The 23,017-nt window shown below is 71.1% G+C and carries 18 protein-coding genes; 10 read left to right on the top strand and 8 right to left on the bottom strand.

From position 1 onward, the window contains the following. Nucleotides 1–215 precede the first annotated feature (215 nt). From IO36_RS35010 to IO36_RS35000, 3 genes are all read left to right on the top strand, one after another. Nucleotides 216–725 carry a MarR family winged helix-turn-helix transcriptional regulator gene (locus IO36_RS35010; RefSeq protein WP_037626136.1) on the top strand — a complete coding sequence of 170 codons (510 nt, stop codon included), beginning with the start codon at nt 216–218 and terminating at the stop codon, nt 723–725. 103 nt (nt 726–828) lie between these two features. Then, nucleotides 829–1,167, top strand: coding sequence for a DUF3817 domain-containing protein (locus tag IO36_RS35005; protein ID WP_037626134.1), 339 nt, complete (start codon nt 829–831; stop codon nt 1,165–1,167). Nucleotides 1,168–1,241: 74 nt separating this feature from the next. Continuing rightward, nucleotides 1,242–2,942 (top strand): coenzyme B12-dependent isobutyryl-CoA mutase large subunit, encoded by a 1,701-nt coding sequence (locus tag IO36_RS35000; RefSeq protein WP_037626132.1) that lies wholly within the window; start codon nt 1,242–1,244, stop codon nt 2,940–2,942. A 573-nt stretch (nt 2,943–3,515) separates the two neighbouring features. Here the strand turns inward: IO36_RS35000 and IO36_RS34995 are convergent. Further along, entirely contained in the window at nt 3,516–4,151 is a 636-nt protein-coding gene (locus IO36_RS34995; RefSeq protein ID WP_037626145.1) for a TetR/AcrR family transcriptional regulator, read from the bottom strand. A 247-nt stretch (nt 4,152–4,398) separates the two neighbouring features. On the opposite strand from IO36_RS34995, the gene IO36_RS34990 reads away from it, so the two are divergent. From IO36_RS34990 to IO36_RS34975, 4 genes are all read left to right on the top strand, one after another. After that, complete coding sequence (locus tag IO36_RS34990; protein WP_037626130.1) at nt 4,399–5,376, top strand: tetratricopeptide repeat protein; 978 nt, start codon at nt 4,399–4,401, stop codon at nt 5,374–5,376. A 620-nt stretch (nt 5,377–5,996) separates the two neighbouring features. Continuing rightward, nucleotides 5,997–6,632, top strand: coding sequence for a DUF6230 family protein (locus IO36_RS34985; RefSeq protein ID WP_037626143.1), 636 nt, complete (start codon nt 5,997–5,999; stop codon nt 6,630–6,632). 120 nt (nt 6,633–6,752) lie between these two features. Further along, nucleotides 6,753–7,334, top strand: a complete 582-nt coding sequence (locus IO36_RS34980; protein ID WP_037626128.1) for a DUF6114 domain-containing protein — start codon at nt 6,753–6,755, stop codon at nt 7,332–7,334. Next, entirely contained in the window at nt 7,324–8,631 is a 1,308-nt protein-coding gene (locus tag IO36_RS34975) for a hypothetical protein (RefSeq protein WP_037626126.1), read from the top strand. The genes IO36_RS34980 and IO36_RS34975 overlap by 11 nt, the downstream gene beginning before the upstream one ends. A gap of 107 nt (nt 8,632–8,738) precedes the next feature. On the opposite strand, the gene pyk is transcribed toward IO36_RS34975, so the two are convergent. From pyk to pta, 3 genes are all read right to left on the bottom strand, one after another. Further along, nucleotides 8,739–10,169 carry a pyruvate kinase gene (gene pyk / locus IO36_RS34970; protein WP_037626125.1) on the bottom strand — a complete coding sequence of 477 codons (1,431 nt, stop codon included), beginning with the start codon at nt 10,167–10,169 and terminating at the stop codon, nt 8,739–8,741. A gap of 96 nt (nt 10,170–10,265) precedes the next feature. Continuing rightward, nucleotides 10,266–11,468, bottom strand: coding sequence for an acetate kinase (locus IO36_RS34965; protein WP_037626123.1), 1,203 nt, complete (start codon nt 11,466–11,468; stop codon nt 10,266–10,268). 56 nt (nt 11,469–11,524) lie between these two features. Next, nucleotides 11,525–13,615 carry a phosphate acetyltransferase gene (gene pta / locus IO36_RS34960; RefSeq protein WP_037626121.1) on the bottom strand — a complete coding sequence of 697 codons (2,091 nt, stop codon included), beginning with the start codon at nt 13,613–13,615 and terminating at the stop codon, nt 11,525–11,527. Nucleotides 13,616–13,866: 251 nt separating this feature from the next. On the opposite strand from pta, the gene IO36_RS34955 reads away from it, so the two are divergent. After that, nucleotides 13,867–14,892, top strand: a complete 1,026-nt coding sequence (locus tag IO36_RS34955; RefSeq protein ID WP_037626119.1) for an ATP-dependent 6-phosphofructokinase — start codon at nt 13,867–13,869, stop codon at nt 14,890–14,892. A gap of 168 nt (nt 14,893–15,060) precedes the next feature. Here IO36_RS34955 and IO36_RS34950 read toward each other — a convergent pair whose 3' ends face one another. The 3 genes from IO36_RS34950 to IO36_RS34940 all read right to left on the bottom strand — a co-directional run bounded on the left by IO36_RS34950 (nt 15,061) and on the right by IO36_RS34940 (nt 18,497). Continuing rightward, the gene (locus IO36_RS34950) at nt 15,061–15,690 is read right to left on the bottom strand and encodes a helix-turn-helix domain-containing protein (protein ID WP_037626117.1); all 630 of its coding nucleotides are present in this window, start codon (nt 15,688–15,690) and stop codon (nt 15,061–15,063) included. Nucleotides 15,691–16,017: 327 nt separating this feature from the next. Next, nucleotides 16,018–16,695, bottom strand: a complete 678-nt coding sequence (locus tag IO36_RS34945) for a response regulator (protein WP_037626115.1) — start codon at nt 16,693–16,695, stop codon at nt 16,018–16,020. Further along, nucleotides 16,692–18,497 (bottom strand): ATP-binding protein, encoded by a 1,806-nt coding sequence (locus IO36_RS34940; RefSeq protein ID WP_078943632.1) that lies wholly within the window; start codon nt 18,495–18,497, stop codon nt 16,692–16,694. Before IO36_RS34940 ends, IO36_RS34945 begins: the two co-directional genes overlap by 4 nt. A 225-nt stretch (nt 18,498–18,722) precedes the next feature. Between IO36_RS34940 and IO36_RS34935 the strand changes: the two genes are divergently transcribed. After that, nucleotides 18,723–20,144, top strand: coding sequence for a cation:dicarboxylate symporter family transporter (locus tag IO36_RS34935; RefSeq protein ID WP_051901180.1), 1,422 nt, complete (start codon nt 18,723–18,725; stop codon nt 20,142–20,144). 169 nt (nt 20,145–20,313) lie between these two features. On the opposite strand, the gene IO36_RS34930 is transcribed toward IO36_RS34935, so the two are convergent. Next, nucleotides 20,314–20,931 (bottom strand): TetR/AcrR family transcriptional regulator, encoded by a 618-nt coding sequence (locus tag IO36_RS34930; RefSeq protein ID WP_078943631.1) that lies wholly within the window; start codon nt 20,929–20,931, stop codon nt 20,314–20,316. A gap of 177 nt (nt 20,932–21,108) precedes the next feature. Between IO36_RS34930 and IO36_RS34925 the strand changes: the two genes are divergently transcribed. Further along, the gene (locus IO36_RS34925) at nt 21,109–22,980 is read left to right on the top strand and encodes an MFS transporter (protein ID WP_245173593.1); all 1,872 of its coding nucleotides are present in this window, start codon (nt 21,109–21,111) and stop codon (nt 22,978–22,980) included. Nucleotides 22,981–23,017: the final 37 nt, after the last annotated feature.

Raw genomic sequence — 23,017 nt, 5'->3', positions numbered from 1 at the left:
GCACCACCCCCACCCCCACCCCCGCCCCCGCCCCACCCCCGTCCCCGCACCCGCCCCCGGCACGGTTCCCGCGCTAGCCGGGGGCCGGTCCCGGGCGGGACGCGTGCCCTCGCGGGTGCCCGTCGGGTACCGCCCCCACCCCACGCCTCTGGGGCCCGGTACCGAAAAGCGAGACGGGGCTGACCACGATGTGACCGGCCGGTAAGGTCGTCGGCGTGCCGAAGCCGCTCAGCCTTGCCTTCGATCCCATCGCCCGCGCCGACGAACACTGGCGCCAGCGCTGGGGTTCCGTGCCGTCCATGTCCGCCATCACCTCGATCATGCGCGCGCACCAGATCCTGCTCGCCGAGGTGGACGGGGTCGTCAAGCCGTACGGGCTGACCTTCGCGCGCTACGAGGCGCTGGTGCTCCTCACCTTCTCCAAGGCGGGCGAGCTGCCGATGTCCAAGATCGGCGAGCGGCTCATGGTGCACCCCACGTCCGTGACGAACACGGTGGACCGGCTGGTGCGGTCGGGGCTCGTCGACAAGCGGCCGAACCCGAACGACGGCCGGGGCACCCTCGCCTCCATCACGGACAAGGGCCGCGAGGTCTGCGACGCGGCCACCCGCGACCTGATGGCGATGGACTTCGGGCTCGGGGTCTACGACGCCGAGGAGTGCGCGGAGATCTTCGCGATGCTGCGGCCGCTGCGGGTCGCCGCGCACGACTTCGACGAGGAGTGACGGGGCGCCGGGCGGGCCGCCGGCCGACGGCTCCCGAGCCCCCGCGCGGACCAGGCGCGGGGGCGCGTGAAGATCGGCCGAAAAGGGTGGTTACCCTCGTGCCATGAAGAAGAGCGTGTTGACCCGCTACCGCGTCATGGCCTACGTCACCGGCGTGCTGCTGGTGCTGCTGTGCCTCAGCATGATCGCCAAGTACGCCATGGGCGTCGACGGGGCGGCGGACTTCACCCGCGTCGTCGCGATCGCGCACGGCTGGCTGTACGTCGTGTACCTGATCTTCGCCTTCGACCTGGGCTCCAAGGCGAAGTGGCCGGTCGGCAAGCAGCTGTGGGTGCTGCTCGCGGGCACGATCCCCACGGCCGCCTTCTTCGTGGAGCGCCGCATCAGCCACGAGCTGGAGTCCAAGGTCGCCGACGTCGCCCCCGCGGTCGCCGAAGCCTGATCGAAACCGCCGTACGAGACCGTGCGGCGGTTTGCCATCGACATTTACTAGGACGTCCTAGTAAATTCGTGGGTATGGACGCTCACGCCATCGAGGAAGGCCGCCGACGCTGGCAGGCCCGTTACGACGCTTCGCGCAAGCGCGACGCCGACTTCACCACGCTCTCCGGTGATTCCGTGGAGCCGGTGTACGGCCCCCGGCCCGGGGACGAGTACGAGGGCTTCGAGCGGATCGGCTGGCCCGGCGAGTACCCGTTCACCCGCGGGCTCTACGCGACCGGCTACCGCGGCCGCACATGGACCATCCGCCAGTTCGCCGGGTTCGGCAACGCCGAGCAGACCAACGAGCGCTACAAGATGATCCTCGCCAACGGCGGCGGGGGGCTTTCGGTGGCCTTCGACATGCCGACCCTGATGGGCCGCGACTCGGACGACCCCCGTTCGCTCGGCGAGGTCGGGCACTGCGGTGTCGCGATCGACTCGGCCGCGGACATGGAGGTCCTCTTCCGGGACATCCCGCTCGGTGACGTCACCACGTCGATGACGATCAGCGGTCCCGCGGTGCCGGTGTTCTGCATGTACCTGGTCGCCGCCGAGCGCCAGGGCATCGACCCCGGGGTGCTGAACGGCACGCTCCAGACGGACATCTTCAAGGAGTACATCGCGCAGAAGGAGTGGCTGTTCCAGCCCGAGCCGCACCTGCGCCTCATCGGCGACCTGATGGAGCACTGCGCCGAGAAGATCCCCGCGTACAAGCCGCTGTCCGTCTCCGGGTACCACATCCGGGAGGCCGGGGCCACGGCCGCGCAGGAGCTCGCCTACACGCTGGCGGACGGCTTCGGCTACGTGGAGCTGGGCCTCTCCCGGGGGCTCGACGTGAACGTCTTCGCCCCCGGCCTCTCGTTCTTCTTCGACGCGCACGTCGACTTCTTCGAGGAGATCGCCAAGTTCCGCGCGGCCCGCCGGATCTGGGCCCGCTGGATGCGGGACGTGTACGGGGCCACTTCCGAGAAGGCGCAGTGGCTGCGCTTCCACACGCAGACCGCAGGTGTCTCGCTGACGGCCCAGCAGCCGTACAACAACGTCGTCCGCACCGCCGTGGAGGCGCTCGCCGCGGTCCTCGGCGGGACGAACTCGCTGCACACCAACGCGCTGGACGAGACCCTCGCGCTGCCCTCCGAGCAGGCCGCGGAGATCGCCCTGCGGACCCAGCAGGTGCTCATGGAGGAGACCGGCGTCGCCAACGTCGCCGACCCGCTGGGCGGTTCCTGGTACGTCGAGCAGCTCACGGACCGGATCGAGGCGGACGCGGAGAAGATCTTCGAGCAGATCAAGGAGCGGGGGCTGCGGGCGCATCCGGACGGGAAGCACCCCATCGGTCCCATCACCTCCGGCATCCTGCGCGGGATCGAGGACGGCTGGTTCACCGGGGAGATCGCCGAGTCGGCGTTCCAGTACCAGCGGTCGGTGGAGAAGGGCGACAAGCGGGTCGTCGGTGTCAACGTCCACCACGGGTCCGTGACCGGGGATCTGGAGATCCTGCGGGTCAGCCATGAGGTGGAGCGGGAGCAGGTGCGTGTGCTGGGCTCCCGCAAGGGGGGCCGGGACGAGGCCGCTGTGCGCGGGGCGCTGGACGCCATGCTGGCCGCTGCGCGCGACGGGTCGAACATGATCGCGCCCATGCTGGAGGCGGTTCGTGCCGAGGCGACGCTGGGGGAGATCTGCGGGGTCCTCCGCGACGAGTGGGGCATCTACACGGAGCCCGCAGGCTTCTGACCCCTCCCCGGGCAGCCGCTCCCGGCTGCCCGGGCCCCCTTCCCCTCACCCCCGGGCCCGCCCCCACCGAACCCCTCACGCCGGCCCCCAACAGACCTTCTTTTCGCCCCCTCCGCCCCTACCCATCCCGTACCTGGGGGCGCCGCCCCCAGACCCCCGCTCCTCAAACGCCGGAGGGGCTGAATCTCTCCCCGGCGCCAGAAAGGCGGGCCGGAGGGCTGAAGCCTCACCGCGCCAGGGAGGTGGGCCGGAGGGCTGAAGCCTCACCGCGCCAGGGAGGTGGGCCGGAGGGGTGAAGCCTCACCGCGCCAGGGAGGCGGGCCGGAGGGGCTGAGGCTTGCCCGCGTCAGGGAGGCGGGTCGGAGGGGCTGAAATTTCGCCAGCCGGAATCGGAACCGGAATCGGAACCGGGACTGGGACGGTCAGGTGCCACGATGCACCCGCAGTGGGCCGCGCGCGTGAGGGGACGTGGCGGTACATCGATGCCCGTCGCCACTAACGTCCACGTCTCCGTCCGACGGCGACGGGCTGATGCACCGGCACGGCCCCGACCCACCCACCGGACCGCAGCCGTCAGGGGCCCGCGCCGTCGGCCGCCGCGCCCGTCAGGCCCACCAGGAGGACGCGGGTGAACGAGCGGACCCATTCCTCGTCCGCGGGTTCCGCGCTCACCAGGGTGCGGTGCACCACCGCTCCGGCGACCACGTCGAAGATCAGGGCCGCGGTGCGGTCGGCGGACCCGGGGTCCGCCTCCGGGGGCAGCTCGCCGCGCGCCTGCGCCCGCGCACGGCCCTCCGTCACGAGTCGCTTCTGCCGGTCGACGATCGACGTACGGATGCGTTCCCGCAGCGGCTCGTCCCGCGTCGACTCCGCGACCACGGCCATCAGCGCCGTCTTCGCCTCAGGCCGGTCCAGGATCGCCGCGAACTGGAGCACCACGCCCTCGATGTCGGCGGCCAGGCTCCCCCGGTCGGGCAGCTCCAGCTCGTCGAACAGCTCGGCCACCGCGTCGACGACCAGCTCGTTCTTGCCCGCCCAGCGACGGTAGAGCGTCGTCTTGGCGACGCCGGCGAGCGTCGCGACGTACCCCAACGTCAGTTTGGACCAGCCCAGTTCGACCAGCGCCGTACGCGTCGCCTCCAGGATCGCGGCGTCCGCGGCGGCGCTGCGGGGGCGGCCCGTACGGGCGGCCTGGGAGCGACATTGCATGCCGTTGACCATATCCGGCCGCATCGGCGGCCGATATCCGGCGGTTGCGTGAAGCCGTGAGGGAGATCACCGGCAGACGGCACACGGGCAGGTCTCCGTACAGTTACGCTACGACTCGTAGCGAAAGCTCGAACGCGGCGACAACCGCACGGGCGCCAGGTGGGGACCAGGGCGCCGAACAAGCCTGACACGGCCTGGCTTTCAGGACGCTTTTCACACGTGCGCGAGGAAGGGGGAGGATGTACTCATGCAGCCACGGAACATGTCCATGAGCGGAGTCGTCGACCTCGCCGCGGTGAAGGCGGCCCAGGAGGCCAAGGCGAAGGCGGAGCAGGCACGCGCCCAAGCGGCCAGGCAGGGCGGAGGCGGGGCCGTGACTCCCGCGAGCCTCGTCATCGACGTAGACGAGGCCGGATTCGAGCAGGACGTCCTGCAGCGCTCCACCGAGGTGCCCGTCGTCATCGACTTCTGGGCCGAGTGGTGCGAGCCCTGCAAGCAGCTGAGCCCGCTCCTGGAGCGGCTGGCCGTCGAGTACAACGGGCGTTTCGTCCTCGCCAAGATCGACGTCGACGCCAACCAGATGCTGATGCAGCAGTTCGGGGTCCAGGGGATCCCGGCCGTGTTCGCGGTGGTCGCCGGACAGGCCCTGCCGCTCTTCCAGGGGGCCGCCGCCGAGGCGCAGATCCGCGGGACCCTCGACCAGCTCGTCCAGGTCGCCGAGCAGCGCTTCGGACTGACCGGTCTCACGGTCGACGCGGACGCCGCCGCGCCGGGGGGATCCCCGATGGCGCAGGAGGTGCCGGCCGGCCCGTACGACGCGCTGCTGGAGGCCGCCGTACAGGCGCTGGACGCGGGCGACTTCGGCGGTGCCGTCCAGGCGTACAAGAACGTGCTCGGCGACGACCCGGGCAACACCGAGGCCAAACTGGGCCTGGCACAGGCCGAGTTGCTCCAGCGGGTGCAGGGGCTCGACCCGCAGAAGGTGCGGCAGGACGCCGCGGAGAAGCCCGCCGACGTGGCGGCGCAGATCGCGGGGGCCGACCTGGACCTCGTCGGCGGCCATGTGGAGGACGCCTTCGGGCGGCTCATCGACACGGTCCGGCGCACGGCGGGCGACGACCGGGACGCCGTACGGCTGCGGCTGCTGGAGCTCTTCGAGGTGGTCGGTGCCGACGACCCGCGTGTGATCGCGGCGCGCCGGGCCCTCGCCAGGGCGCTCTTCTGACCAGTCCGTAAACGTCAGGCCCTGTGATGCCCGGGTGAAAGATTGGCCGGGAGGTACGGATGTGGCCGCGCTTTACCAAAACTTGGTAAACGCGGCCGCTGTTACTCGTAGTAAGTCGCGGGCGTTGAACTGTCTGGTTCCGTCCGGGATTTGACCACTGTGTCACCCCCGGTGGTGCCACCCTGTGTCGCCACTCGATACCGACGGGTCGTCCTTCGGTTATCCCGCCGTTACTAGCGAGTAACGAACCCCCTTGTGCGCGCGGCGAGAATGCACCACGATCGGCGACGCTCGGTCCATTCCCGCACCCCGACAGCCAATCGGGTCGGCGGACTTTCTGGGTCCCCACCGAGTAGGGCCGACAGCAGTGCGATCGGCTCTTGGACAGGGGGGTCTTCGCCGTCCGGCGGAGCCTGTCCAGCAGGTTGTGCGTGATGTGTGTCAGGCGCGACCAGTGGTTGTCGCTCGGGGGTGATCGCCGGTGATTCCGGGTGCAGTCGCACCGACGGGTACGGGCGCTCTCCTTCCCGAGGACGTAGCACTTCTCCCATCCCTGCCCGGCTGAGCCGCCGCAACGTGGCAGTCAGGGCCAGGAGATGTACGTCCGAGAAGGAGGAAAAATTATGTCCCAGGTGCGTGGCGGGACCAGATGGAAGCGGTTCGCCGTCGTCATGGTGCCCAGCGTGGCAGCCACGGCAGCGATAGGCGTCGCCCTCGCGCAGGGTGCTCTCGCCGCATCGTTCAGCGTCTCCGGTCAGTCCTTCAAGGTGACCGCGGACAAGCTCGACGGTCAGGGCTTCTCGCAGTACGGCGCCCTCGACCAGGGCACCGGTCTTGACGGCAAGGCGGCGCTGCACCCGGTCGCGGTGTCGGCGTTCAAGAGTGCCGACATCACCGGCATGTGTCAGTCCGTCGTCACCCCGAACATCCCGCTGCTCGGCTCCGTCAGCCTCGTGCTGAAGGCCGGTGGCGGCGGTACGCCGGTTCACGCCGACAACCTCTACATCGATGTCGAGGACCTCGGCGCCGACGCGACGTTCAAGAACATCGACATCGGTGTTGCCGCCAAGGACGCCTCCAAGGGTCCGGGCATGAAGGGCGGCGGCGAGCAGGCCAACCCCTACGGGTTCGCCCAGCAGGCCGACTCGGCCACGCTGACCGACGTGAAGCAGACGGCGTGGGCGACCACCGCCGGAACCTTCAAGCTCAGCGGCCTCAAGATGTCGGTGTCCGCGGGCACCCACGAGTGCTACTAAGCACCCCAGGGGTGGGCGAGGAGGCTCCAGCCGCTTCGCCCGCCCCGACCGCTCCGCCCGTCGTACGCGGAGCATAAACGCGTACTTCTCACAGCAATGCCGTTCCAGGGAGCTGTTTCCATGAGCGCCGAGACTCCTGCCGCGCCCGGCCAGCACGATGAGCACTACCTCCAGGTGTTCCGGCGGAACTTCCGTACCTGGAGGGGCGATCGCCCGTTCTGGGCCGGTCTGTACATCGTGTTCGGCGGCTTCCCCATCGCCTACTTCCCGTACGCGCACCTGCACCTCGGTCACCTGACGCTGGCGATGTCCACCACCGCCGGTGCCGGCTCCCTGATCATCGGCGTACTCCTCGTCGTGCTCGGGATCAGCCTCTGGTTCCAGAAGCACGTGCGGACGTTCGCGGGTGTCGCCGCGATCCTCCTCGCCCTGGTGTCCATCCCGGTGGCCAACCTGGGCGGCTTCCTGATCGGCTTCCTGTTCGCCCTGCTCGGAGGCGCCATGGCGGTCTCCTGGGTTCCCGGCGAGCCCGAGGAGGGCTACGCCGCGGCGGGCTCCCTCGACAAGCAGGCGCCGGACACCGCGGTGGCCGAGTCCGTCGAGGCCGTCGGGCCCGAGGCGGCGGACGGTGCGGGCGACCCGAACGATCTGTCAGGAACGAGCCCGAGCAACGGGGCGAACGGGAGGCACAGTGCCGGCTGACGAGGTGACCCATGGGACTGATGTGGACGAGTCCCGTGTGAGAACCGGGCCGCGCCACGCGGCCCCGAGGAAGCCGCTGCTCACCAGGTTCCAGATGCCCGCCGGCAAGGTGATAGCCATCGCGGCGATGCCGACGGCGGTGCTCATGGGCATGGGCTTCACGCCGACGCTCGCGCAGGCCGACGACCACTCCACCTCCAAGAGCCTCACGGCCGAGGAGTACCAGGCGTGCGTCGAGGCCGTCACCGGCAAGGACGCGGCGGACGACACGGCGTCGCCCTCCGCCACGCCGAGCCCGAGCGCGTCCTCCTCGGACGAGGCCACGCCGAGTCCCTCCGCGTCGGCGGACTCCACGGCCAAGGACACGTCCTCTTCGTCGGATTCAGGTTCCGACGACAAGGCCGAGCCCACCGCCACGCCGTCGGCCTCCGCGAGCACGCAGGAGAAGGCGGCGGACAGCAGCGCGGCCACGCCGACCCCCTCGGCGTCCGAGAGCACCAAGAACCCGCTCGACCCGCTGGGCGTCGGCGACGCGATCAAGGACATTCTCACGCCCGACGAGACGGCGAGCTCCACCCCGGAGCCGTCCGCGTCGCCGAGCGCGAGCGCGAGCGCCGGTTCGGACGCGTCGGACGGCAAGAGCGCCTCGGAGACCGTCAAGGACACGACCGACAAGGTCACCAAGGCGGCCGAGGACACCACCGAGAAGGTCACCGACACCGCGTCGAAGGCCGCATCGGACGCCACCGACACGGTCAAGGAGACGACGGACGCGGTCACCGGGTCGCCCAGCCCCTCGGCGAGCGCCTCCACGGACGCCGCGGACTGCCCCGCCGCCACCGACGACGAGGGCGGCGTGGACAACAAGGTCGCCCTGCCGACCGACCCCTGGTACCTCAACGCCAGTTCGCTGCTCCTCAAGGGCGCCGACTACCAGGGCATAGTCAAGGTGAAGACCGCCGACGGGACCGTCAAGAAGGTCCTGAAGTACGTCATATCCGACGGCACCGACATCGGGGACCTGCACCAGACGGTGGAGGACAAGCAGTCCGGCAAGACCTACCACGTGCAGGCCGCGTCCGGCTCGACGTCCACCATCCGCGACGGCAAGACGATCATGTACACGGAGAGCATATCCGGCAACCTGCTCGGGCTCATACCGGTCACGTTCGACCCGGACAACCCTCCGCCGCTGAACATCCCGCTGATCTACTTCACCAAGGTGAAGGTCGTTCAGGCCGGCCAGTTCGGCGGAACGCTCACCGTTCCCGGACTGCACCAGTACACCACCGGCTGAGCCGTACACCGGCCGAGCCTCAGGATCCCGTCCGGGAGCCGCACAGACGCCGAGGGCGCCCCCTGTTCGCAGGGGGCGCCCTCGGCGTCTGTGCGGCTGTGCGGCGGTCAGGCGCGGTCGCCCTCGCCCAGGTGGTGCACCCGGACCATGTTGGTGGTGCCGATGACACCGGGGGGTGAACCGGCGGTCATCACGACGACGTCGCCGGTGTTGAACCGCTTGAGCTTCTGCAGCTCGTGGTCGACGAGTTCGACCATCTCGTCGGTGCTGTTCACGAACGGCACGACGTGCGACTCGACGCCCCAGCTCAGCGTGAGCTGGTTGCGGGTGCCCTCGTCCGTGGTGAAGGCCAGGATCGGCTGCGCGGCCCGGTAGCGGGACAGGCGGCGGGCGGTGTCACCGGACTTGGTGAAGGCCACCAGGCCCTTGCCGCCGAGGAAGTCGGCGATCTCGCAGGCGGCACGGGCGACCGAACCGCCCTGCGTGCGCGGCTTCTTGCCCTGGACCAGCGGCTGGAGGCCCTTGGAGAGCAGCTCCTCCTCGGCCGCGGCGACGATCTTCGACATCGTCTTCACGGTCTCGACCGGGTACGCGCCCACGCTGGACTCGGCCGACAGCATGACCGCGTCCGCGCCGTCCAGGATCGCGTTGGCCACGTCGGAGGCCTCGGCGCGCGTCGGACGGGAGTTGGTGATCATCGACTCCATCATCTGGGTCGCGACGATCACCGGCTTGGCGTTGCGACGGCACAGCTCCACGAGGCGCTTCTGCACCATCGGCACCCGCTCCAGCGGGTACTCGACGGCCAGGTCGCCACGGGCCACCATGACGGCGTCGAACGCCGCGACGACGCCCTCCATGTTGTCGACCGCCTGCGGCTTCTCCACCTTGGCGATGACGGGGACGCGGCGGCCCTCCTCGTCCATCACCTTGTGGACGTCGTTCACGTCGTTGGCGTCGCGCACGAAGGACAGGGCGACCATGTCGCAGCCCATCCGCAGGGCGAAGCGCAGGTCCTCGACGTCCTTCTCCGACAGCGCGGGCACGTTCACGGCCGCGCCGGGCAGGTTGATGCCCTTGTGGTCGGAGATCACGCCGCCCTCGATGACGACCGTCTTGACCCGGGGCCCGTCGACCTCGACGACCCGCAGCTCGACGTTGCCGTCGTTGATGAGGATCTGGTCGCCCTTGTTGACGTCACCGGGCAGACCCTTGTAGGTCGTGCCGCAGATGTGCTTGTCGCCCGGAACGTCCTCGGCCGTGATGACGAACTCGTCGCCACGCTCCAGCTCGACGGGGCCTTCGGCGAAGGTCTCCAGGCGGATCTTGGGGCCCTGCAGGTCGGCGAGGACACCGATGGCGATGCCGGTCTCGGCCGAGGCGGCCCGGACACGGTCGTACCGGCCCTGGTGCTCGGAGTGAGAACCGTGGCTGAAGTTGAACCGGGCCACATTCATGCCGGCCTGGATCAGCGCGACCAGCTTCTCGTGGGAGTCGACCGCGGGGCCGAGAGTACAGACGATTTTCGAACGGCGCATGGGGCGATCCTATCGGTTTGTTTCGCAACGGAATATTCCGTCTGGCGGAAGATACAAATGGGCGGGCGGCTGCTCAGGCGTGGCTCCTCGCCCCGTTCAGGCGCCGCCCTTTCCGACCAGCGCGTACGTCTGTGTGGCAATCTCCAGTTCCTCGTCCGTCGGCACGACGGCGACCGCGACGCGCGCGTACGGCGGCGAGATGAGCCGGGGCTCACCGCCGCGCACGGCGTTCAGTTCCCCGTCGACCGCGAGCCCCAGTTCCTCCAGGCCCCTGATCGCGGCCTCGCGCACCGGTGCCGCGTTCTCGCCGACCCCGGCGGTGAAGGCGACGGCGTCCACCCGGCCCAGGACCGCGTAGTAGGCGCCGATGTATTTCTTCAGCCGGTGGATGTAGATGTCGAAGGCGAGCCGCGCCTGTTCGTCGCCCTCGTCGACACGGCGGCGGATCTCCCGCATGTCGTTGTCGCCGCACAGACCGATCAGCCCGCTCCTCTTGTTGAGAAGAGTGTCGATCTCGTCCGTGGACATGTTGCCAACGCGCTCCAAATGGAAGATGACGGCCGGGTCCACGTCGCCGGACCGCGTTCCCATCACCAGCCCCTCCAGCGGGGTGAGCCCCATCGAGGTGTCCACGCACCGCCCGCCCCTGACCGCGGAGGCCGAGGCCCCGTTGCCCAGGTGCAGCACGATGACGTTGACCTCCTCGGGAGCCCTGCCGAGCAGTTCGGCCGTCGTCCGGGACACATAGGCGTGCGAGGTGCCGTGGAAGCCGTACCGGCGGATGCGGTGCTCGTCGGCCGTCGCCACGTCGATCGCGTAGCGCGCGGCCGCCTCGGGCATCGTCGTGTGGAACGCGGTGTCGAAGATCGCGACGTTCGGGAGGTCGGGGCGCAGCGCCATCGCGGTGCGGATGCCGGTGAGGTTCGCCGGATTGTGCAGCGGCGCCACCGGGATCAGCCGCTCGATCTCCGCGAGGACCTCGTCGTCGATGACCGTCGGCTGGGTGAACGTCCGCCCGCCGTGCACCACCCGGTGGCCGATCGCGGCCAGTTCGGGGGAGTCCAGGCCGAGTCCGTCGACGGCCAGTTCCTCGGCCATCGCCTTCAGCGCGGCGTCGTGGTCGGCGAAGGTGTCGGTCCGCTCGCGGGTCTCGCCGGTCGCGTGCGTGGTGTGCCGCAGCAGGGAGGTGCCCTCGCCGATGCGCTCCACCAGGCCGACGGCGAGCCGGGTGCCGTCCCGCATGTCGAGCAGCTGGTACTTCACCGACGACGAGCCGGAGTTGAGGACGAGGACCCGCACGGCCGGTGCGGCTGCGGGCTCCTCGGGCGCGGGGGCCGAGGGGGACGGACGGTCGCTCACGGACGGGCAGCCTTCTGCTCGGGGGTCTGGGACTGGATCGCCGTGATGGCGACCGTGTTGACGATGTCCTGGACGAGCGCGCCGCGGGACAGGTCGTTGACGGGCTTGCGCAGACCCTGGAGCACCGGGCCGACGGCGATCGCGCCGGCCGAACGCTGCACGGCCTTGTAGGTGTTGTTGCCGGTGTTCAGGTCCGGGAAGATCAGCACCGAGGCCTGGCCGGCGACCGTCGACTCCGGCAGCTTGGTCGCCGCGACCGTCGGCTCGACGGCGGCGTCGTACTGGATCGGCCCCTCGATCCGCAGGTCCCCGCGGCGCGCGCGCACCAGCTCGGTCGCCTCGCGCACCTTGTCGACGTCGGCGCCCGAACCCGAGGTCCCCGTGGAGTACGAGAGCATCGCGATCCTCGGCTCGACCCCGAACTGCTGCGCGGTGGCCGCCGAGGAGATGGCGATGTCGCACAACTGCTCGGCGTCCGGGTCGGGGTTGACCGCGCAGTCGCCGTAGACCAGGACCTTGTCGGCCAGGCACATGAAGAACACGGACGAGACGATCCTCGACTCCGGCTTCGTCTTGATGATCTCGAACGCCGGGCGGATCGTGGCCGCCGTCGAGTGCACGGCCCCCGACACCATCCCGTCGGCGAGGCCCTCCTCGACCATGAGCGTGCCGAAGTAGTTGACGTCCGCGACGACGTCGTAGGCCAGCTCGACCGTGACGCCCTTGTGGGCGCGCAGCTCGGCGTACTTCTCGGCGAAGGAGTCGCGCAGCGGCGACGTCTGCGGGTCGAGGATCTGGGTGGCGCTGATGTCGATGCCGAGGTCGGCGGCCTTCTTGCGGATCTGGTCGACCGGGCCGAGCAGGGTCAGGTCGCAGACGCCCCGGCGCAGCAGCACCTCGGCGGCGTGCAGGACGCGCTCCTCGGTGCCCTCGGGCAGCACGACACGGCGCCGGTCGGAGCGGGCCTGCTCCAGCAGCTGGTGCTCGAACATCATCGGCGTGAGCCGGTCGCTGCTGGGCGCGGAGACCCGCTTGAGCAGGTCGGCGGTGTCCACGTGCCGCTCGAAGAGGCCGAGCGCGGTCTCGGCCTTGCGGGGCGTGGCCGCGTTCAGCTTGCCCTCCAGGGCGAAGAGCGCCTCCGCGGTGGGGAAGGAGTTCCCGGCCACCGAGACGACCGGGGTGCCGGGGGCGAGACGGGCCGCGAGGGTGAGGATCTCGTCGCTGGGCCGCTCGTCCAGGGTGAGCAGGATGCCGGCTATCGGCGGGGTGCCGGCGCTGTGCGCGGCGAGCGAGCCGATCACCAGGTCGGCCCGGTCCCCGGGGGTGACCACGAGACATCCCGGGGTCAGCGCCGCCAGGAAGTTCGGCAGCATCGCGCCGCCGAAGACGAAGTCCAGCGCGTCGCGGGCGAGCCCCGAGTCGTCGCCGAGAAGGACCTTGCCGCCGAGCGCGTGGGTGATCTGCGCGACCGTGGGCGCCGAGAGCGCGGGCTCGTCGGGAAGGACGTAACAGGGCACCGGCAGCCGGGAGTCGAGGCGCTCGGCGATCTCGGCCCGGTCCTCGGGGGCCACCCGGTTCACCACCATCGCCAGGACGTCGCACCCGAGACCGTCGTACGCGCGGTAGGCGTTGCGGGTCTCGGCGCGCACCGACTCGGCGCTCTGGCCCCGGCCGCCGACGACCGGGAGTACGGAGGCGGCGAACTCGTTCGCCAGCCGGGCGTTGAGCGCGAGCTCGTCGGGGAGCTGGGTGCCGGCGAAGTCGGTGCCGAGGACGAGGACGACGTCGTAGTCGCGGGCGACCAGATGGAACCGGTCGACGAGCGTGGACACCAGCTCGTCGGTGCCCTGCTCGGCCTGGAGCGCGGACGCCTCCTGGTAGTCCATGCCGTACACCGTCGCCGGGTCCTGCGCGAGCCGGTAGCGGGCCCGCAGCAGCTCGAAGAGCCGGTCGGGACCGTCGTGCACGAGCGGACGGAACACCCCCACCCGGTCGACCTGGCGGGTCAGGAGTTCCATGACCCCCAGTTCGACGACCTGCCGGCCGTCGCCCCGGTCGATCCCGGTCACGTACACGCTGCGCGTCACGCGTGCTCTCCATCCGTTTCGTCGCCAGGCGGATTTCTGGGCTCGGAAAAAGGGCCCACCAACGTGAGCAGAACCCTCTTGACAATACCTCCGGCGCTGGCTAAGGCGCCCGCCAGGGCAAGTGTGCCGGTCGGCGGGGCGGGGGCGTGCGGTGGCGCGGCGGGCGGTGGACGGAATCGGCGGGGCTCCCCGCGCCGTGAAACAATCGAATCGGCTCACACGGACCAGCAGGGAGCAGGAGACACAGCACGATGCGCATCGGAGTTCTCACCGCAGGCGGCGACTGCCCTGGCCTGAACGCAGTGATCCGGTCGGTCGTGCACCGAGCGGTCACCAACTTCGGGGACGAGGTCATCGGCTTCGAGGACGGCTACGCCGGACTCCTCGACGGCCACTACCGCACCCTCGACCTCAACGCCGTCAGCGGCATCCTCGCCCGTGGCGGCACGATCCTCGGCTCCTCCCGGCTCCAGCGCGACCGGCTCCGCGAGGCCTGCGACAACGCGCAGGACATGGCCCGCGAGTTCGGCATCGACGCGCTCATCCCGATCGGCGGCGAGGGCACGCTCACGGCGGCCCGGATGCTGTCGGACGCGGGTCTGCCGGTGGTCGGTGTGCCGAAGACCATCGACAACGACATCTCCGCGACGGACCGCACCTTCGGCTTCGACACCGCCGTCGGCGTCGCCACGGAGGCCATGGACCGTCTGAAGACGACGGCCGAGTCCCACCAGCGCGTGATGGTCGTCGAGGTCATGGGCCGGCACGCGGGCTGGATCGCCCTGGAGTCCGGCATGGCGGCCGGCGCCCACGGCATCTGCCTGCCCGAGCGCGCCTTCGACCCGGCCGACCTGGTCGCGATGGTCGAGGAGCGCTTCGCGCGCGGCAAGCGGTTCGCCGTCATCTGCGTCGCCGAGGGCGCCCACCCCGCCGAGGGCACCATGGACTACGGCCACGGCGAGATCGACCAGTTCGGCCACGAGCGCTTCCAGGGCATCGGTACGGCTCTCGCGTACGAGCTGGAGCGGCGCCTGGGCAAGGAGGCCAAGCCGGTCATCCTCGGCCACGTCCAGCGCGGCGGCTCGCCGACCGCGTACGACCGCGTCCTCGCCACCCGCTTCGGCTGGCACGCCGTCGAGGCCGCGCACCGCGGCGACTTCGGCAGGATGACCGCGCTGCGCGGCACGGAGATCGAGATGGTGCCGCTCGCGGACGCGACCACCGAACTGAAGACCGTCCCCAAGGACCGCATGGACGAGGCGGAGTCCGTCTTCTAGGAGTCGGTCCGCCTTCCGGGAAGTCCGTCCACCGCACCCCTCCCGGGGCACGGGGCCACCGGACCTTCCCGGGACGCTGTCCTCCGGACCCCTCCCGGGACCGGAGGAGGTCCGACGCCTTCCGGGCGTCGGACCCCGGACCTCAGGGCGGGTTCGCGCGGCCGGGTCTCAGGACGAGTTGGCGCGGACGGCCGTCCAGAAGTGGTCGACGATCCGGTCGAGGAAGTCCCGGCCGGACTCGGTCCGGCCGCCGGCGGCCGGACCGCCGCCCCAGTGCAGCGTGGCGGCCATCTGCCCCTGGTAGTCGCCGTACAGCTCCTCCAGGACCACCTCCAGCAGACCGCGCTCCAGCGGCAGCATCTTCCCGACCGGGCGCACGTACGCCTGCCAGCGCGTCGTCACGGCGCTGCGCAGCAGATCGGCGAGCCGTCCGTCGCGTCCCGTCACGGTCACGAAGTCGGGCAGCGAGAGGTCGAGCACCTTGGCGAGCGCGGCCGACTGCCGTTCGCTGCCGTGCCAGGTGCCGGATTCCTCCATCCGCTCGTAGGCGAGGACGGCGATCCCGACGGCGTGCGCCACGTCCTCCGGCGCGAGGTCCCGGGCGACGCGGTGTTCGCGCAACGTGCGCGGGGCGCCTATGAGTTCACTCGCCGAGCACCACAGCACGCCTGCCAGGGCGGTGAGTTCGGGGCTGCTCGGCGCGGTGACCCCGCGCTCCCAGGCGATGACCAGATCGGGTGTGGCGTACGGCAGTCCGTACGAGGCTCTCAGTCCGTACGCGACGTGCTCGGGCCCCATACCGAGCGCCGTCCGCAGTCTCCGGGCGGCGGGGGCGTTGAAGGGCGGGTTGGGCTGTTGGGCTTGCGGTCGGTGCACGCGCACAAAGTATGGGCCGGGGACAGTGGTGACTACGGTCTGTTCGGCCATAATCACGGATTGTAGGAAGGTACGGTTTCGGCCGTGCCCGGAACTCGTCGTAACGCGGCGGGAGTTGACCCTTCGGTGATCATCCTGGTGTCCCAAGAGGCTTGACCCGCAACGGAGTTGGCCGGGCGGCGGATCGGGGCTCCAAGTGGCGCGAGCGGCAGCGGAGTTGTGCGCCGCCCACCCGAACCGCCCCAGTCGTCAGCTCCTCACCCAGCGGTACTGGAGCTCGGGCCGCCCGACCGTCCCGTACTGGGGAGCGCGTCCGGCCCGGCCCGACTCCACCAGGTGTTCCAGATAGCGCCGGGCCGTGATCCGGGAGATGCCGACGGCCTCGGCGACCTTGGCCGCCGTCAGCCCCTCGGCGTGGTCCCTGAGGGTGACGGTCACGCGTTCCAGGGTCGGCGCGCTCAGGCCCTTGGGCAGCGCGGCCGGGCCGGGCGCGCGCAGTGCGGCGAGCGCGCGGTCCACCTCGTCCTGGCCGCTGGCCTCGCCGGCCGCCGCGCGGAACTCCGCGTAGCGGACCAGCCGGTCGCGCAGGGTGGCGAAGGTGAACGGCTTGAGGACGTACTGCACGACCCCGAGCGCCACCCCCTCCCGTACGACGGCCAGATCCCGCGCCGAGGTCACCGCGATGACGTCGGCGTGGTACCCGGCGGCGCGCAGCGAGCGCGCGAGCAGGAGCCCGTGGGTGTCCGGCAGGTGCAGGTCGAGCAGCAGCAGGTCCACGGGCGCCCGGTCCAGCGCGCGGCGCGCCTCCGCTCCCGTGCGGGCCTGGCCCACCGCGGTGAAACCGGGCACCCGGTCCACGTACATCACGTGCGCGTCGGCGGCCACGGGATCGTCCTCGACGACGAGCACACGGATCGGATCGGTCATGCGCCGCCTCCCGGCAGAACGGACTCGGACGGCTCGGCGGAGCGGGCGCCGGGGACGAGACCGGCGTCCGGGTTCAGCGGGGAGTCGGTCTCCGGGTGCGGGTCCCGGCTCGGGGCGGCTCCCGTGTTCCTGGTCCCGGCCTGGGCAGCCTCCGGGTGCGGGGTGCCGTCCCCGGCCGGACGCGGGCCGGCGGGCGGGTCCGCGGGCGGGGCCGTGAGCGGCAGGCGGGCCTCGAACTCCGCTCCGCCCGTGGGTCCCCCGCGCACCTCCAGCGTGCCCGCGTGCCGGTGCACCGCCTGCCGGGCGAGGGCCAGACCGAGCCCGCGGCCGCCGGGGACCGCCGGTTTCGTGGACCAGCCGTGCCGGAAGACCTCCTCGGCGTGGGCGGGATCGACCCCGGCACCGGTGTCGGCGACCCGCAGCACCAGGTCCGACTCCTCGGTGAACGCCGTCACCGTGACACGGGCGCCCACCGTGCCCTGCGCCGCGTCCATCGCGTTGTCGATCAGGTTGCCGAGCACGGTGACCAGGTCGCGCGGGGTGAGCGAGGCCGGCAGCAGTCCGTCGTCGATGCCGCTGTCCTCGGAGACCACGAGCTCCACGCCGCGCTCGTTCGCCTGCGCCGCCTTGCCGAGCAGCAGCGCTGCGAGGACCGGTTCGCTGACCGCGGAGACCACCTCGTCGGTGAGGGCCTGGGCCAGCTCCAGTTCGGCGGTGGCGAAGTCGACGGCCTCCTCGGCCCGGCCCAGCTCGATGAGGGAGACCACCGTGTGCAGCCGGTTCGCCGCCTCGTGCGCCTGCGAGCGCAGCGCCTGGGTGAAGCCGCGCTCCGAGTCCAGTTCGCCCGTCAGTGACTGGAGTTCGGTCACGTCGCGCAGGGTCACCACCGTGCCCCGGCGCTCGCCGCCGGACACCGGGGAGGTGTTCACGACCAGGACCCGGGTGTCCGTCAGATGGACCTCGTCCACGCGGGGCTCGGCCGACAGCAGCGCGCCGGTCAGCGGAGCGGGCAGCCCGAGGTCGGCCGGCGAACGGCCGACGACGTCGCCCGTGACGCCCAGCAGCTCCCGTCCGCCGTCGTTCATCAGCGCCACCCGGAAGCGTCCGTCCAGCATGAGGAGCCCCTCGCGGACGGCGTGCAGCGCGGCCTCGTGGTAGTCGTGCATCCGGCTCAGCTCGGCCGCGTTCATGCCGTGGGTGGAGCGCCGCAGCCGGGCGTTGATCACGTACGTGCCGACCGCGCCCAGCAGCAGCGCGCCCGCCGCGACCCCGATCAGGGCCGTCACCTGGTCCTGCACGCGCTCGGTGATCGCCTCGACCTTGATGCCCGCGCTGACCAGGCCGACGGTCCGCCCGTCGTCCTCGATCGGGGTGACGGCCCGCACGGAGGGGCCGAGGCTGCCCGTGTACGTCTCCGTGAAGGACCTGCCCTCCAGCGCCGGGCCGATGTGCCCGAGGAAGTGCTTGCCTATGAGATTCCGGTCGGGGTGCGTCCAGCGGATGCCCCGCGGATTCATGATCGTCACGAAGTCCACTCCGGTGTCCCGCTGGACGCGCAGGGAGTAGGGCTGGAGCTCCGCGGTGGGGTTCGCCGTGCCGATGGCCGCGTGGACGGAGGGGGCGTCGGCCACGGAGCGGGCGACCGCCATGGCCTGGCGGCCCGCGGCCTCCTCGGCCTGGCCGCGGTCGCCGACGTAGGTGAACAGCGCGTAGCCCGCGACGACCACCGCGATGAGCACGGCCTGCATGCCGAAGAGCTGGCCGGCCAGGCTGCGGGGGCGGGGGACACGGGGGAGGCGCATGCCGTTCAGTTTGCCTCGCCCGGACGGATTCGCTCCGGGCCGGTCGCGGCCGGACCCTCCGGACAGCCGGGCGGGCGGGGCGCGTGAACTCAATGAACGGAAGGGTGACCGCCCTCACACGCCGGGAGATAGTCCCCACATCCCCCCGGGAGCCCACGCCTCCCGGACTCCCCGGACGTGAGCCGCACGCCGGGTTTCCGCCGGTCGTGAGCCGCACGCCGGATGATGCCGACGACGTCGTCAAGGAGGGCAGCCGTGGCCAGCACGCCGCAGACCGCACCTGCCGCACCCGCCGCCAGACGGGACCGCACGCACTATCTCTACATCGCCGTGATCGGAGCCGTGGTCCTCGGGATCGCGGTGGGTCTGATCGCCCCCGACTTCGCCGTCGAGCTCAAGCCCATCGGCACGGGCTTCGTGAACCTGATCAAGATGATGATCTCCCCGATCATCTTCTGCACGATCGTGCTCGGCATCGGCTCGGTCCGCAAGGCCGCCAAGGTAGGCGCGGTCGGCGGCATCGCGCTCGGCTACTTCCTGGTCATGTCGCTGGTCGCGCTCGCCATCGGCCTGGTCGTCGGCAACGTCCTGGAGCCGGGCAGCAGCCTGGCGATGACCGACGCGGTCAAGGAGGCCGGCCAGGGCCAGGTGTCGGCGGAGGCGCTGCCGCCCGTCGAGTTCGTGCTCTCGATCATCCCGACGACCATGGTCTCGGCGTTCACCGAGGGCCAGGTCCTGCAGACCCTCCTCGTGGCGCTGCTGACCGGGTTCGCCCTCCAGGCCATGGGCTCGGCCGGACAGCCGGTGCTGCGCGGGGTGGAGCACATCCAGCGGCTCGTGTTCCGGATCCTCGCCATGGTGATGTGGGCGGCCCCGCTCGGCGCCTTCGGTGCCATCGCCGCGGTCACCGGTTCCGCGGGCCTGGACGCGCTCAAGAGCCTCGCCGTGCTGATGCTCGGCTTCTACGTCACCTGCTTCCTGTTCGTCTTCATCGTGCTCGGGACGCTGCTGCGGGTGGTGACCGGCCTGAACATCCTCACGTTCCTGAGGTATCTGGGCCGGGAGTTCCTGCTGATCCTCTCCACCTCCTCCTCCGAGTCCGCCCTGCCGCGGCTGATCGCGAAGATGGAGCACCTGGGCGTCGGCAAGTCCGTGGTCGGCATCACCGTCCCGACCGGCTACTCCTTCAACCTCGACGGCACGATGATCTACATGACCATGGCCTCGCTCTACATCGCCGACGCGATGGGGACGCCGATGGCGATCGGGGAGCAGATCCCGCTGCTGCTCTTCCTCCTGGTGGCGTCCAAGGGCGCGGCCGGTGTCAGCGGGGCGGGCCTCGCCACGCTCGCCGGCGGCCTCCAGTCGCACAAGCCCGCCCTGGTCGACGGCGTCGGCCTCATCGTCGGCATCGACCGCTTCATGAGCGAGGCGCGCGCCCTGACGAACTTCGCCGGCAACGCCGTGGCGACGGTCCTGATCGGGACCTGGACGAAGGAGATCGACCGGGAGCGGGTGTCCCGCGTCCTCGCCGGGGAGATCCCCTTCGACGAGAAGACCCTGCTGGACGACGACGGCGCCGGCCCCGCCGGGGTCCACGCGGACGTGCCGGAGCAGGGCGGCGAGAAGGAGCCCGCCACGGCCTAGACCGTGTCCGAGGCCGAAACGGTCCAGGAGCTCCCGGGATCCGCCCGACACTCCCCGTCCGGCGGAGACCGGGATGCCGGGCGGCAGGGCACACCCCCACGGGCCCGGCCGCCCGGCAGGGAACGGCCGGGCCCCGGGGATTCCTGACGTCCCCGGGGCCCGGTCGTCCTCAGTCGCTCAGTTTCGCCACCAGTTCGGTGGCGCCCGAGGCGGGTACGCCCGCCGTGGTCAGCATCGTGACCGCGGCGGAGCTGCCCGCCTCGCGGGCTTCCAGGAGCCCGTCGTTCACCGCCTCCATGAGGGCGAAGAGGGTCTGCTCGTGCACGTACGCCAGCGCGTACGGGGGCAGCGGCGAGGCGAACACGCCCTGGTCCAGGCCGCGGCGCAGGATCTCCGCGCTGGCCTCGCGGACGGGCGTCAGCCGTTCGCGGATGCCCTGCATGGTGACGCTGCGCTGGGCCAGCGCGACCAGCAGCCGGTAGCGGTCGGCGATCTCCCACACGGCCAGGGTCGAGCGGGCCACCGACTCGGCCGGGTCCGCGACCCCCTCACGGCCCGCCGCGTGCGCCGCAGCGACCGCCGCCACGGCCTCGTCGGTCAGGGTGCCGACCAGCGCCTCGCGGCTGGGGAAGTGCCCGTAGACCGTGCGCCGCACGACGCCCGCCGCACGCGCGATCTGGTCCATGGACGCGTCGGGGTCACGCAGCAGTTCGGCGAGTGCGACGTCCAGGATGCGGCGGCGGTTCACATCGGCGCGGCTCGGGTTACCCGTGGTCATGGCTGTCATTCTGCCCGCCCGTCGCCGGGCTGCCGCCTGTCCTGCGATCACGGCCTCGACCTCCTTCATTTGCACAGCGCTGTGCAATCTCGTATCTTGCACACTGTTGTGCAGTTGCACTCCACTGTGCAAGTTCTGGTGCGGACGATCTCCGCGCCCGTCGAAGAAGGAAGGGCGACCGTAGCCATGCGTCTCGTCATGAACGAACCGGTCGAGGGGATGGACCGGCCCTACGCCAGGCGGTGGTGGGCGCTGCTGGTCCTCTGTCTGAGCCTGCTGATCATCGTGATGGCGAACACCGCCCTCACGGTCGCGGCTCCCGACATGACCCGGGACCTCGGTCTGTCCAGCGCCGACCTGCAGTGGGTCATCGACGGCTACACCGTCCCCTACGCCGCGCTGATGCTGCTGCTCGGCGCGATCGGCGACAAGTACAGCCGCCGCGGCGCCCTCGTCCTCGGGCTCGTCGTCTTCGGCGGCGGCGCGGTCGCCGGTTCGCTCGTCGACAGCTCCACCGGGGTCATCGCGGCCCGTGCCGTCATGGGCGTCGGCGCCGCGCTGATCATGCCGGCCACGCTGTCGCTGCTCGCCGCGACCTTCCCGCGGGCCGAGCGGGCCAAGGCGATCGTCCTGTGGACCGCCACCGCCGGACTCGCCATCGCCGCCGGCCCGCTCGTCGCGGGCGCCCTGCTGGAGAACCACGGCTGGTCGTCCACGTTCCTGATCAACGTGCCCGTCGCCGCCGTCGCCCTCGTCGGCGCGCTGGTTCTCGTGCCGCCCTCCAAGGCCGCCCACCACAACCGCATCGACTACGTCGGCGGACTGCTCTCGGTCGTGTGGATCGGCTCCCTCGTCTACATGATCATCGAGGGCCCGCACTTCGGGTGGGGCGTGAAGGCCGTGACCGCCGCGGTGGTCGCCGGGGCCGGACTGGTCCTGTTCGTGCTGTGGGAGCTGCGTCACCCGCGCCCGGTCGTCGACGTACGCCGCTTCGCGAACCGTCGCTTCGCCGGCTCGAACCTCGCCGTCGCCCTCTTCTTCCTGGCCGTCTTCGGCGCCTTCTACTACCTCACCCAGCACCTCCAGTTCGTCCTCGGCTACGACGCCCTGGACACCGGGGTACGGATGCTGCCGCTGGCCGGCGCCGTCTTCGTGGGCTCGGCGCTCACCGGCTACCTGACCCCGCGCATCGGCATGAAGTTCACGGTCACCGCGGGCATGATCGGCGGCACGGTGGCGCTGGCCCTGCTGACCCGGGTGGACGCCTCCTCGGCGTACGGCGACCTCGTGCTGCCGCTCGTCCTGCTCGGCCTCGCGATCGGACTGGCGCTCTCGCCCTGCACGGACGCGATCATGGGCGCGTTCCCCGAGTCCGAACTGGGCGTCGGCGGTGCGGTCAACGACACCTCGCTCGAACTCGGCGGCTCGCTCGGCATCGCCATCCTCGGCTCGGTGCTGGCGAGTTCGTACTCCTCGCACCTCGCCGACGCGACCGCGGGCAGCAAGCTCCCGGCGGGCGCCCTGGACACCGCGCAGGACTCGGTGGGCGCGGGCTACGCCGTCGCCGAGGGCATCGGAGCCAAGGCCCACGAGCTCGGCGCGCGGGCAGCACAGTCGGCGAGCCCCGAGCAGGCGGCCCAGCTCAAGGCGCAGGCCGGTCAACTCGCCGACGGAGCACGCCAGATGGCGGACGCGGTCGGTTCTTCCTTCTCGGACGCGGTGGCCCACACCAGCCTCGTCGGAGCGGTGATCCTGGGCGTCGGCACGATCCTGGTGGCGGTCCTCCTGCCGCGCAAGGGACGCGAGAACCGGGCTGAGACCGAGGTCGAGGCAGTGACCGACACCGGGGCCGACGCGGACGCCGGAACCGGGACCGACGTCCAGGGCGGGGCCGGTGCCGTGACCGAGGGCGAGACCTCGGCCGACTCCGAGACCGAGACCGACTCCGAGACCGATACCGAAGCGCAGGCCAAGGCCGGGGACGGCGGGGAGAGTCCCGTCGTGGGGGACGGGGAGGCGGGCTCCGGAACCGTGACCCCCCGGGCCGCCGTCTCGTAGAACATGCACTACCGTGCCGTGCCGGACCGTCCGGCAC

It is taken from the genome of Streptomyces aureus (genome assembly GCF_000725495.1).
Lineage (GTDB): Bacteria > Actinomycetota > Actinomycetes > Streptomycetales > Streptomycetaceae > Streptomyces > Streptomyces aureus_B.
This window is presented reverse-complemented; position numbering and strand designations above follow the sequence as displayed.

Excerpts from the sequence above, each read along its gene's own strand:
- IO36_RS35005 (WP_037626134.1), top strand. The coding sequence starts at position 829 with ATGAAGAAGAGCGTGTTGACCCGCTACCGCGTCATGGCCTACGTCACC.
- IO36_RS34930 (WP_078943631.1), bottom strand. The coding sequence starts at position 20,931 with ATGACAGCCATGACCACGGGTAACCCGAGCCGCGCCGATGTGAACCGC.
- IO36_RS34925 (WP_245173593.1), top strand. The coding sequence starts at position 21,109 with ATGCGTCTCGTCATGAACGAACCGGTCGAGGGGATGGACCGGCCCTAC.
- IO36_RS34945 (WP_037626115.1), bottom strand. The coding sequence starts at position 16,695 with ATGACCGATCCGATCCGTGTGCTCGTCGTCGAGGACGATCCCGTGGCC.
- IO36_RS34990 (WP_037626130.1), top strand. The coding sequence starts at position 4,399 with ATGCAGCCACGGAACATGTCCATGAGCGGAGTCGTCGACCTCGCCGCG.
- IO36_RS34935 (WP_051901180.1), top strand. The coding sequence starts at position 18,723 with ATGCCGACGACGTCGTCAAGGAGGGCAGCCGTGGCCAGCACGCCGCAG.
- IO36_RS35000 (WP_037626132.1), top strand. The coding sequence starts at position 1,242 with ATGGACGCTCACGCCATCGAGGAAGGCCGCCGACGCTGGCAGGCCCGT.
- IO36_RS34995 (WP_037626145.1), bottom strand. The coding sequence starts at position 4,151 with ATGCAATGTCGCTCCCAGGCCGCCCGTACGGGCCGCCCCCGCAGCGCC.
- IO36_RS34940 (WP_078943632.1), bottom strand. The coding sequence starts at position 18,497 with ATGCGCCTCCCCCGTGTCCCCCGCCCCCGCAGCCTGGCCGGCCAGCTC.
- IO36_RS34955 (WP_037626119.1), top strand. The coding sequence starts at position 13,867 with ATGCGCATCGGAGTTCTCACCGCAGGCGGCGACTGCCCTGGCCTGAAC.
- pyk (WP_037626125.1), bottom strand. The coding sequence starts at position 10,169 with ATGCGCCGTTCGAAAATCGTCTGTACTCTCGGCCCCGCGGTCGACTCC.
- IO36_RS34950 (WP_037626117.1), bottom strand. The coding sequence starts at position 15,690 with ATGGGGCCCGAGCACGTCGCGTACGGACTGAGAGCCTCGTACGGACTG.
- IO36_RS34980 (WP_037626128.1), top strand. The coding sequence starts at position 6,753 with ATGAGCGCCGAGACTCCTGCCGCGCCCGGCCAGCACGATGAGCACTAC.